Source organism: Streptomyces atratus (assembly GCF_014648655.1).
GTDB lineage: Bacteria > Actinomycetota > Actinomycetes > Streptomycetales > Streptomycetaceae > Streptomyces > Streptomyces atratus.
Window position 1 is genome coordinate 371,139 of sequence record NZ_BMRN01000006.1, and the last position, 10,782, is coordinate 381,920.

Consider the following 10,782-nt stretch of genomic DNA (forward strand, 5'->3'; position numbering starts at 1 on the left):
GATGGACGTGATGCTGGCCCTCACTGAGGACTCCATCCACGAGATCGTGTGGTCCGAACGGCTGCTCGCGGAGTGGGAGCGGGTCATCGTCCGGGAGGGAAGGCGTTCGGCGGAGTCGGCTGCTGCGGTTGCCCCGGCAGCGGCCTGGAGGAGATCCACGCCTTCCTCGCCCTGCGCATCCTCGGGGTCATCCCGGCCTCCCGGCTGACCGGGCACGACCTCCTGCTCGTACTGATCAAGCTCGCCGAGAGCCAGAACCCGCGCACGACGATCGACACCTTCTTCACCACCACACCGGCCCCTCACCTCGATCTTGGCGAACGGAGCAGCAATGCCCCTGCCCCTGCTTGAGACCCCTCTCCAGACCCGGCCGTTCCAGGGCCGCAACGCCCTCGTCACCGGCGGGGCCACCGGCATCGGCGCTGAGATCGGGCGGGCGCTCGCCGCCGCCGGAGCGACCGTCGCGGTCAACCACCTCGGCCAGGACCCCGACGCTTACGCCCTCCTTGCCGCCTTCGAGCGCGCAGGAAGCCCCGGAATCGCGGTGAACGCCGACCTGACCGATCCGGGTGCCGTCCAGACCATGGCCGACCTCGTCCGCGCCGAGATCGGACCCGTCGACATCCTGGTGAACAACGCCGGCGCCTACCCCCGCGTCGCCTGGCAGGACACCGACGAGACCGCTTGGAACTACTCCCTCGACGTGAACCTCACCGCTCACTACCGCACGTGCCACGCGTTCACCCCCGGCATGATCGAACGCCGCTGGGGCCGGATCGTGAACATCGGCAGTGTCAACGCCCGCGCCGGCCGGACGAACCTCGTCGCGTACAGCACCGCGAAGGCAGGGCTGCTGGGACTGACCCGTTCCCTCGCCCGCGAACTGGGCCCGTACGGGATCTGCGTCAACACGGTCCTGCCCGGGGCCATCCAGGTCGAGGCCGAGAACACCCTCCCCGCCCGGCACCGTGCGCGGCCGGAGGAGCAGATCAAGCGTCAGTGTGTCCCGCGCCGTGGCCGGCCCGAGGATGTCGCGGCCTTGGTGGCGTTTCTCGTGGGCCCCTCCGCCTCGTTCATCACGGGGCAGTCCGTCCACGTCGACGGCGGCTGGCTGCTGCACTGAGACCGTCAACGAGCAAGGAGACAAACCGAAATGATCGAACGAGTCCGCGCTGTCCTGATCACCGCCGACGAAACGATGCTGGTCATCCGCCGTACCAGGCCCGGCATCCCCGAGTACTGGGTCCTGCCCGGCGGCGGCGTCGAACCCTGCGACGCGTCCCGGGAGGCCGCCCTCCACCGGGAGATCCACGAGGAGATCGCGGGGAAGGCCGACATCATCCGCCTCCTCCACACGATGGAGTCCGACGACGAGCGTCAACTCTTTTACCTCGCTCGCATCGTGACCTGGTCCTTCGATGACCGCACTGGTCCCGAGTTCAGCGCCGAGGGCCGCGGCGAATACGCGTTGGAGGAGATCCCGCTGACCGTGGAGGGGCTCGACGGCATCGACCTCAAGCCCGAGGAGATCGCCCACGTCCTCCGGGGAGCCATCAGCGCCGGAAGCCTCGGAGGCGAGGCATCGCTCTGAGCCTTCGAGCACATCAACACACCGCTGGGGTCGACACTGAGATGAGTCGGCCCTGGTGGCGTTCCTATGCACTGCTGGCTCGGCACCGTGTTGATGTCGGAAGGACTTGGCGGAGTGCCGGGCAGCGAACCGCACCCGCGGCTCCTGAGGCCGAGCGGTGATCTACCAGCACTCGGACCTTGAGCGACAGCAGGAGGTCGCGAGCGGACTGAACGACCTCGTGCGCGCCGCCCGCGAGAGGGCCAAGGAGAAGCCTTCTGGTGCGGATCTGGTGCGGGACGCTTGAACTGGTCCAGACAACAAAGAAGCCCCGGGCTGCTGGCCTGGGGCTTTCGTGTGGAGCGGGTGACGAGAATCGAACTCGCGCTCTGAGCTTGGGAAGCTCATGTTCTACCATTAAACTACACCCGCGAAGCGAGCTGTTTGATCAGCTCCGCACCGTCCACACTGTACCCCATGCCAGGTCCCCGGCGTTTGAGCCGTGGGGCCCTTTTTGTTGTGGGGGGATGGTGGATGCGGGTGCCGGGGGCGGCAGTTGGGGCGTAGCGTGGGTGGTCGGAGTGCCGCCTGGAGTGGCGTCCTGTTCATCCCCTAATGTGGCTTTCTCGTCCAAGGTTTGTTGGGGAAGGGACTTGATGGACTCCATGGAGCGCACCGTCGTCCGGTGTGCCGAAGGGCACGTTTTCACTACCGCTTCGTTCCCGATGCAGCAGCTCGGGTCCGGGCGGATCGGTCCCGGGCGGCTCATTCGCTGTCCTCGTTGTGCGCGGCTTCGGCATGCCGTGCCTGTGGTGTTCGAGGAGCGGTAGGAGCGGTGACAGGCGCGCGGGGCGGTCCCGGATTGGGGCGGGCCCGCGCGTTCTGCGTATCCTCGGGGCGTGCTTCTCTCAGATAAGGACATCCGGGCCGAGATCGACGCCGGACGTGTACGCATTGATCCGTTCGATGCGTCGATGGTGCAGCCCTCGAGCATCGATGTGCGGCTCGACCGCTACTTCCGGGTGTTCGAGAACCACCGCTATCCACATATTGATCCAGCCGTCGAGCAGGCCGATCTGACGCGCATGGTCGAGCCGGACGGGGACGAGGCGTTCATCCTGCACCCCGGTGAGTTCGTGCTCGCTTCGACGTACGAGGTCGTCTCGCTGCCCGACGATCTTGCGTCGCGGCTGGAGGGCAAGAGTTCGCTGGGGCGGCTCGGTCTTGTGACGCATTCGACTGCCGGGTTCATCGACCCCGGTTTCTCCGGGCACGTGACCCTGGAACTGTCGAATCTCGCGACGTTGCCGATCAAGCTGTGGCCGGGGATGAAGATCGGGCAGCTGTGCATGTTCCGGCTGAGTTCGCCCTCGGAGTTCCCGTACGGCTCCGAGCGGTACGGATCGCGGTATCAGGGCCAGCGCGGGCCGACCGCGTCGCGCTCGTTCATGAATTTCCACCGGACCCAGGTGTGATGCCGGATGAGCGATGATGTGCGGGAGAACCTGACGTACGAGGGGTTCGGTCAGGCCGTGCGCGAGCTGGCGCAGACCGTGGCCGACGACGGATTCGAGCCCGATGTCGTGCTGAGCATCGCGCGGGGCGGGGTATTCGTCGCGGGTGGGCTCGCTTATGCCTTGGACTGCAAGAACATTCATCTGGTGAACGTGGAGTTCTATACCGGGGTGGGTACCACCCTGGAAATGCCGGTCATGCTGGCGCCCGTTCCGAATGTCATCGACTTCTCGGACAAGAAGGTTCTGATCGCCGACGACGTCGCCGATACCGGGAAGACGCTGAAGCTGGTGCGCGATTTCTGTATCGATCATGTTGCCGAGGTGCGCAGCGCGGTCATCTACGAGAAGTCGCATTCGCTCGTGAAATGCGAGTACGTGTGGAAGAAGACCGATCGTTGGATCAACTTCCCGTGGAGCGTGGACAAGCCCGTCGTGCGGCGCAGCGGGCAGGTTCTCGACGCGTAGGGCCGGCGGTCCGCGACCGGTGGTGCGTGGGTCAGGGGTAGATGAGGCGGTACTGGAAACCCGACACTGTCGGGTTGTAGATGCTCGGGCCCGCGCCGTTCCTCTCGGTCACGGAGACGCACACCTCGTACGACGCACCGTGCACCAGGTCCCGGCGGACCTCCCACTCCTTCCACTGTGGTTTGTCCTGCGGCGTCGGCCACGCCGCCATGGCATGGAATCCGATGCCGGTGGGTGAGCCCTGCTCCGGGTAGATCACCGATTTGCCTGTGTTGTCCTTCAGCCAGAGATAGACGTCCACCAGCGCGGAGCCTGACGTGGTGCGCCACTCGGCGATCATGTAGAAGCGGTCGTCCTCGACACGGCCGCAGGCGCGGACCTCTGTGCGGGGGACTTTCGTCGTGTTCCAGCGGCCGCAGTTTTCCCCTGCCGGGTTGGGCGGCGGGCCGGACTGCGAGGGGCTCGGGGCCGGATCCGGGGCGGGCGGGTTCGGCTTCGCTTTCGATGCCGGAGGCGTCGGACTCGGCGAGGGGCTGCGGGGCCGGTCCGAGGAGGCCGAAGCCGTGACCGGCGGGGCCGCCGTCTCGCCGGCGGGACCGGTGTCCTGCGCGGTGTGCCGCTGCCACAGGTCCACGCCCACGACGGCGCCGAGCGCCAGGATCACGACTGCGGCCAACGACCAGGTCACGCCCGACTTCAGGGTGCCGCGCGTCGGCGCGGGGGCTGTGGGCGGTGCGGCCGGTGCGTAGTGGTGGTGCTCGTGGATGTTCTGGTCCCGGCCGGTCTGGTACGTCCGTGCCCGGTCCGCAGGGGTCGCGGTGAAGGATGTGGACTGCTCGGCGGGGCGGTCGGCTGCGTCGCCCGGCTGGTTCGGCGGTGTCTGTGGCTGTCCGGTCATCGTTCGTTGATGTTCATGTCCCCGGCGGACTGGTAAACCCGCGCGTGGCCGGTCGGTGCGGCGTGGAACACGGTGGATCCGCTCTGGGGCGTCTGCTGGGCCGGAAGCGCCGGGGTGAGTTCCTCCACCAGTACGCGACGCAGTTCCTGGGCCAGGTCGGGGTGTGTGCTGAGCAGCCGGCGGAACCGCAGGCGCCACTCCTGCGCGGACACTTCTTCGATGTCCGTTCCGCCCGGCGTGACCTCGTCGGTGGTGAGCAGCAGCGTCCGGGTGTCCGTCAGGTCTGCTTGCACGGTGGTGGCCCGATCGGGGTAGGCGCGTTCCCACAGGGCGCCGACGGAAGCGCGGGCGCGCTCCCACAGATCGGTGGTGAGCGCGCTCACCACCGCCGTTCCCGCGGCCGATGCGAGGGCCAACAGTTCGGCGTCCACAGCGACTCCTTCTCACATGGGTTCTCCGGGCGGAGGCGTCATTCTAGGGCACCAACAGGGGTGTGATGTACGCGAGTTGGGGCAGCGGGAGGGTGCTTCGTGGACGCCCGGCAGGGCGCCGGGCCGGTGCGTGATCTCTCCGTCGGGACACCTGGCCGAGATGCGCGGCACGGTCATCCGTGAGCAGTCGCACCCGCATGAGGAAGAGCCCCCGACGCGGCGTGTCGGGGGCTCTTCCTCAGATGGTCGGATGCTGTCAGATCGTGCCCAGCTTGATGATCGACAGCAGCGCGATCAGCTGGATCGCGGATGCGCCCAGCGCCTTCGGCCACGGCAGGTCGTGCGACTTGCTCACCATCGAGGTGAAGAGCGCGGCCGAGGCCAGCCAGGTGATCCAGCCGAGGACCTGGACCAGGGAGTTCTCGCCGCCGAGGAAGAGCGCGAATATCAGGCGGGGAGCGTCCGTGATCGACATGATCAGCATGGAGAGGCCCACGGTCGGCTGCCAGGAGCCGTCGCCGCCGAGTTGGCGGGCGAGCGTATGCGTGACCGCGCCCAGGACCAGGCCGCCGATGACGAAGCCGATGCCCGTGATGACGACGTAGGGGACCGCTGTGGAGATCGTCGCGTGGATCGCGTCGTCCCGGGCCTGATCGAAGCCGAAGAGGGCGAGCAGGCCGTACAGGAACGTGACGATGAGCGCCGGGCCCCAGACCGGGTAGTCGCGCATCTGCCAGAACGTCGGTCCCGGGCGCAGCACGATGCCGGTGAGCAGGTCCTTCCACGGCAGCCGCGGGCCCGCGGGCTGGGCGGGGGCCTGGCCGGCGCGGTAGGTGTTGCCGTCGCCGTAGGGGTCCTCGCCGATGCTGAACGCCTGGGTGTGGCCGGGGGAGTTGGCGTACGGGTCGCCGTGCTGGGGGGACCCGTGGGGGTGGTGGGGCTGCTGGTACGGGTCGCCGAAATACTCCGGCTCGCCGTGGCCGCCACTGTTGTAGCCGTTGCCGTAGCCGCCGTTGTGCCCGCCGGGCCCGTTGTTTCCACCGTGCCCGCCGTTGCTGTACGGGGGCGGGGCGCCGTTGCCTCCCGTCGGCGGCCATGGCTGCTGGGCGTACGGCGGTGGTGCCTGTGTGCCGTACGGCTGCTGCCGCGGTTGCTGTTGCGCTTGCTGCGGGGTGCGGTTGTCCCGGCCGCGTCCGATCCTGAATCCAGCCACGTCATCGAACGTACCTGGTCTGCGCGGGTGCGGTGAGAGGGCCTGGGGAACCTGCCCGCCATTGCGGCCGAGCTGTGACATCCCCTAGGGGAACCCTGGGGGGTCGGCCCCATACGCAGCCGTGCGGGAACACAGAAGCGGCCGGTCCTGCCCCCGAGGCAGGTCCGGCCGCTTCTGTCGCACGACAGCCCTGGCTACTTCACCGGCTCGGGCTCCGGTGCGTCCGCCGGCTCCGCCTCGCCGGCCGGGTCGGCCGGGGTCTTCACGGAGTCCAGCAGCAGCTGCGATACGTCGACCACCTGGACCGATTCCTTCGCCTTGCCTTCGTTCTTCTTGCCGTTGACCGAGTCGGTCAGCATGACGAGGCAGAACGGGCAGGCGGTGGAGACGATGTCCGGGTTGAGAGAGAGTGCTTCGTCGACGCGCTCGTTGTTGATGCGCTTGCCGATCCGCTCCTCCATCCACATCCGGGCACCACCGGCACCGCAGCAGAAGCCGCGCTCCTTGTGGCGGTGCATCTCCTCGTTCCTGAGACCCGGGACCTTCGCGATGATCTCGCGCGGCGGGGTGTAGATCTTGTTGTGACGGCCCAGGTAGCACGGGTCGTGGTACGTGATCAGGCCCTCGACCGGCGTCACCGGGATCAGCTTGCCCTCGTCGATGAGGTGCTGGAGCAGCTGGGTGTGGTGGATGACCTCGTACTCGCCGCCGAGCTGCGGGTACTCGTTGGCGATGGTGTTGAAGCAGTGCGGGCAGGTCGCGACGATCTTCTTCGACGACTTCGGCTTCTTCGTCGCCGCATCCTCGTCGTCCTCGCCGAACGCCATGTTCAGCATCGCGACGTTTTCCTGGCCGAGCTGCTGGAACAGCGGCTCGTTGCCCAGGCGGCGGGCGGAGTCACCGGTGCACTTCTCGTCGCCGCCCATGATCGCGAACTTCACGCCCGCGATGTGGAGGAGCTCCGCGAAGGCCTTCGTGGTCTTCTTGGCCCGGTCCTCCAGGGCGCCCGCGCAGCCGACCCAGTACAGGTAGTCGACCTCGGACAGGTCCTCGACGTCCTTGCCGACGATCGGGACCTCGAAGTCGACCTCCTTGGTCCACTCGACGCGCTGCTTCTTGGCGAGCCCCCAGGGGTTGCCCTTCTTCTCCAGGTTCTTGAGCATCGTGCCCGCCTCGGACGGGAACGCGGACTCGATCATCACCTGGTAGCGGCGCATGTCGACGATGTGGTCGATGTGCTCGATGTCGACCGGGCACTGCTCCACGCACGCACCGCAGGTGGTGCAGGACCAGAGCACGTCCGGATCGATGACGCCGTTCTCCTCGGCGGTGCCGATCAGCGGGCGCTCGGCCTCCGCGAGAGCCGCGGCCGGGACGTCCTTCAGCTGCTCCTCGGACGCCTTCTCGTTGCCCTCCATGTCCTTGCCGCCACCGGCCAGCAGATACGGGGCCTTGGCGTGCGCGTGGTCGCGCAGGGACATGATCAGGAGCTTCGGGGAGAGCGGCTTGCCCGTGTTCCAGGCCGGGCACTGCGACTGGCAGCGACCGCACTCCGTGCACGTGGAGAAGTCGAGGATGCCCTTCCAGGAGAACTGCTCGACCTGGGAGACACCGAAGACGTCGTCCTCGCCCGGGTCCTCGAAGTCGATCTCCTTGCCGCCCGACGTCATCGGCTGCAGCGCGCCGAGCGCGACCGCGCCGTCCGCGTTCCGCTTGAACCAGATGTTGGGGAAGGCGAGGAAGCGGTGCCAGGCGACACCCATGTTCGTGTTGAGCGAGACCGTGATCATCCAGATCAGCGAGATGCCGATCTTCATCATCGCGGTGAAGTAGATGAGGTTCTGCAGCGTGCCGAGCGTGAGGCCCTTGAAGGCGAGGACCAGGGGGTACGAGATGAAGTACGAGGCCTCGTAGCCCTCCACGTGGTGGATCGCGCCCTCGAGGCCGCGCAGGGTCAGGATCGCCAGACCGATGCCGAGGATGACGTACTCGACGAAGTACGCCTGCCAGGCCTTGGAGCCCGCGAAACGGGACTTGCGGCCGGCCCGGGACGGCAGGTTCAGCAGCCGGATGGCGATCAGCACGATGATGCCGACCGTCGTCATCAGACCGATGAACTCGGTGTACATCTCGAACGGCGGCCAGTTGCCGATGATCGGCAGGACCCAGTCGGCCTTGAAGAGCTGCCCGTATGCCTGGAGCAGCGTCGGCGGCAGCGTCAGGAAGCCGATGGCGACGAACCAGTGCGCGAAGCCGACGATCCCCCACCGGTTCATCCGGGTGTGGCCGAGGAACTCCTTGACCAGGGTGATCGTGCGCTGCTTGATGTTGTCGGTGCGGCTGCCTGCGGGGACCGGCTGTCCGAGCTTGACGAACCGGTAGATCTGCGCGACGGCTCGGGCGATGAGCGCAACGCCGACCACAGTCAGCACCAGCGACACGATGATCGCGGCGAGTTGCATTTGGGGGCTCCTCGGGCCTGCGAGGGTGGGATCCAGCGTCTACAAGCGAATACTGGCGAATACTAAGCAGTAACTTAATCAGTCTGTGCTGACACTATCCACTTATTCCGCCGCGCTGTAGCCGCACCGGCGGTGATCTGTGTCGCTCAGGTGTGCCTTGCCGTGCCGGGTGAGTCCGCGGATCGCCCTGCGCAGCGGAGTGTGTACGGCTCTCGCCAGGATGGCCAGGTCGAGCCCCACCCAGTGATGCTCGGCGTAGTGCTGGTCGAGCAGGGCCGGCTCGTCCCACGGCATTCCGGAGCGGGAGCGTACCTGCGCCAGGCCGGTGAGGCCCGGTTTCAGTTCCTGTCGCCAGTGTCTCGCGGCGGTGGCGGCAGCGATTTCGGGGGTATCGGCATCGGCTCCGGGGGCCCGGGCCCGCTCGTCGTCCGGTGGCAGGGGCTCCGGGCCGACCAGGGAGAGGTCCCCCCGTACGACGTGCGGCAGCCGGGAGAGCAGATCCAGCCGCAGTCGCCGGGTGCGCAGCGAGTGCAGTACGAAGGGGTGGCCGCCCAGGCCGATCCGGGGTGAGCGGGTCAGTACGCCGCCGGGGAGCCGCTGCGCCGCGAGGGCGAGGGCGCCCGCGGCGAGCAGGGGGGCGGCCAGGAGCAGCAGGACCGAGCCGAGGGTCAGGTCCAGTACGCGCTTGGCCGACGGCCACGCCTGCCTCCACTCCCGTAGCCACTCCCATGTCCACTCCCGCGGCTGTGCCTGCACACGGACCTGCGTGCGGATCGGCATGCGGCCCGGTCTCTGCCCCTGCCTCTGTCTCTGCCTCTGCATCGTTCGCACCTGCCTGGGGGTCGGGCGGATCGAGTGCCGGTTTTGCGTGACTCACGGCCTTTTGTGACAGAACGATCCCATGACGCGATGATGGGGGCGGCCTGCGTGGCCCACTGGGCGGGCGGGTGTCGTCCTTGATCTCCTGGTGCGCGCGAGGTGCGTGCACGATAGTTGAGTTGCCTCGACTCAACTCTGTTGACACTGGGGCGCCTGTCGTGCATCCTTGAGTCAGTTCCACTCAAGTAGTCAAGCTGGAGGAATTGAAATGGCACGTGCGGTCGGCATCGACCTGGGCACGACTAACTCCGTCGTCAGCGTTCTCGAAGGCGGCGAGCCCACCGTCATCACCAACGCAGAGGGCGCCAGGACCACGCCGTCCGTCGTCGCCTTCGCGAAGAACGGCGAGGTGCTGGTCGGCGAGGTCGCCAAGCGTCAGGCAGTGACCAACGTCGACAGGACCATCCGCTCCGTCAAGCGCCACATGGGCACTGACTGGAAGATCGACCTGGACGGCAAGAGCTTCAACCCGCAGCAGATGAGCGCCTTCATCCTGCAGAAGCTGAAGCGGGACGCCGAGTCGTACCTGGGTGAGAAGGTGACCGACGCGGTCATCACCGTCCCCGCGTACTTCAACGACTCCGAGCGTCAGGCGACGAAGGAGGCCGGCGAGATCGCGGGCCTGAACGTCCTGCGTATCGTCAACGAGCCGACGGCCGCCGCGCTGGCGTACGGGCTCGACAAGGACGACCAGACGATCCTCGTCTTCGACCTCGGTGGTGGCACCTTCGACGTATCGCTGCTGGAGATCGGTGACGGCGTCGTCGAGGTGAAGGCCACCAACGGTGACAACCACCTCGGTGGTGACGACTGGGACCAGCGCGTCGTCGACTACCTGGTGAAGCAGTTCGCCAACGGTCACGGTGTGGACCTGTCCAAGGACAAGATGGCTCTCCAGCGTCTGCGCGAGGCTGCGGAGAAGGCGAAGATCGAGCTCTCGTCCTCGACCGAGACCACGATCAACCTGCCCTACATCACGGCGTCCGCCGAGGGCCCGCTGCACTTGGACGAGAAGCTCACGCGCTCGCAGTTCCAGCAGCTCACCGCCGACCTCCTGGACCGCTGCAAGGGCCCGTTCCACAACGTCATCAAGGACGCGGGCATCCAGCTCTCCGAGATCGACCACGTCGTTCTCGTCGGTGGCTCCACCCGTATGCCGGCCGTCGCCGAGCTCGTCAAGGAGCTGACCGGTGGCCAGGAGGCCAACAAGGGTGTGAACCCGGACGAGGTCGTCGCCATCGGCGCCTCGCTCCAGGCCGGTGTCCTCAAGGGCGAGGTCAAGGACGTCCTGCTTCTCGACGTCACCCCGCTGTCCCTCGGCATCGAGACCAAGGGCGGCATCATGAC

General features: G+C 67.3%; 11 protein-coding genes, 1 tRNA gene and 1 pseudogene. 7 read left to right on the plus strand and 6 right to left on the minus strand.

The features are described 5' to 3' along the window. Positions 1 to 72: 72 nt before the first annotated feature. The 4 genes and pseudogenes from IEZ15_RS44635 to IEZ15_RS13840 form a co-directional block, all read left to right on the plus strand. Complete coding sequence (locus tag IEZ15_RS44635) at positions 73 to 351, plus strand: hypothetical protein (RefSeq protein ID WP_229845876.1); 279 nt, start codon at positions 73 to 75, stop codon at positions 349 to 351. Beyond that, positions 332 to 1,123 (plus strand): SDR family NAD(P)-dependent oxidoreductase, encoded by a 792-nt coding sequence (locus tag IEZ15_RS13830; protein WP_189276865.1) that lies wholly within the window; start codon positions 332 to 334, stop codon positions 1,121 to 1,123. The genes IEZ15_RS44635 and IEZ15_RS13830 overlap by 20 nt, the downstream gene beginning before the upstream one ends. A 30-nt stretch (positions 1,124 to 1,153) precedes the next feature. Continuing rightward, complete coding sequence (locus tag IEZ15_RS13835; protein WP_189276867.1) at positions 1,154 to 1,591, plus strand: NUDIX hydrolase; 438 nt, start codon at positions 1,154 to 1,156, stop codon at positions 1,589 to 1,591. A 154-nt stretch (positions 1,592 to 1,745) separates the two neighbouring features. Next, positions 1,746 to 1,877: pseudogene (locus tag IEZ15_RS13840) on the plus strand (tyrosine-type recombinase/integrase); the annotation flags it as partial. A gap of 51 nt (positions 1,878 to 1,928) precedes the next feature. Here the strand turns inward: IEZ15_RS13840 and IEZ15_RS13845 are convergent. Further along, positions 1,929 to 2,002: transfer RNA gene (locus tag IEZ15_RS13845), tRNA-Gly, on the minus strand. 467 nt (positions 2,003 to 2,469) lie between these two features. Between IEZ15_RS13845 and dcd the strand changes: the two genes are divergently transcribed. Further along, positions 2,470 to 3,045 carry a dCTP deaminase gene (gene dcd, locus IEZ15_RS13850; protein ID WP_114245347.1) on the plus strand — a complete coding sequence of 192 codons (576 nt, stop codon included), beginning with the start codon at positions 2,470 to 2,472 and terminating at the stop codon, positions 3,043 to 3,045. Positions 3,046 to 3,051: 6 nt separating this feature from the next. Beyond that, entirely contained in the window at positions 3,052 to 3,552 is a 501-nt protein-coding gene (locus IEZ15_RS13855; RefSeq protein ID WP_114245346.1) for a phosphoribosyltransferase, read from the plus strand. Positions 3,553 to 3,583: 31 nt separating this feature from the next. Here IEZ15_RS13855 and IEZ15_RS13860 read toward each other — a convergent pair whose 3' ends face one another. The 5 genes from IEZ15_RS13860 to IEZ15_RS13880 form a co-directional block, all read right to left on the minus strand. Beyond that, on the minus strand, positions 3,584 to 4,450 hold the full coding sequence (locus IEZ15_RS13860; RefSeq protein WP_189276869.1) for a hypothetical protein: 867 nt from the start codon (positions 4,448 to 4,450) through the stop codon (positions 3,584 to 3,586). Then, on the minus strand, positions 4,447 to 4,881 hold the full coding sequence (locus tag IEZ15_RS13865) for a hypothetical protein (protein ID WP_189276871.1): 435 nt from the start codon (positions 4,879 to 4,881) through the stop codon (positions 4,447 to 4,449). Before IEZ15_RS13865 ends, IEZ15_RS13860 begins: the two co-directional genes overlap by 4 nt. Before the next feature lie 256 nt (positions 4,882 to 5,137). Continuing rightward, positions 5,138 to 6,094, minus strand: coding sequence for a Yip1 family protein (locus tag IEZ15_RS13870; protein ID WP_189276873.1), 957 nt, complete (start codon positions 6,092 to 6,094; stop codon positions 5,138 to 5,140). Between the two features lie 194 nt (positions 6,095 to 6,288). Further along, a complete protein-coding gene (locus IEZ15_RS13875; protein ID WP_189276875.1) occupies positions 6,289 to 8,556 on the minus strand; it encodes a (Fe-S)-binding protein in 2,268 nt (755 codons plus the stop codon). Between the two features lie 102 nt (positions 8,557 to 8,658). Beyond that, positions 8,659 to 9,336, minus strand: a complete 678-nt coding sequence (locus IEZ15_RS13880) for a sugar transferase (RefSeq protein WP_189276878.1) — start codon at positions 9,334 to 9,336, stop codon at positions 8,659 to 8,661. A gap of 307 nt (positions 9,337 to 9,643) precedes the next feature. On the opposite strand from IEZ15_RS13880, the gene dnaK reads away from it, so the two are divergent. Continuing rightward, positions 9,644 to 10,782: molecular chaperone DnaK (gene dnaK / locus IEZ15_RS13885; protein ID WP_189276881.1), on the plus strand; the 1,139-nt coding region annotated here is incomplete at its 3' end.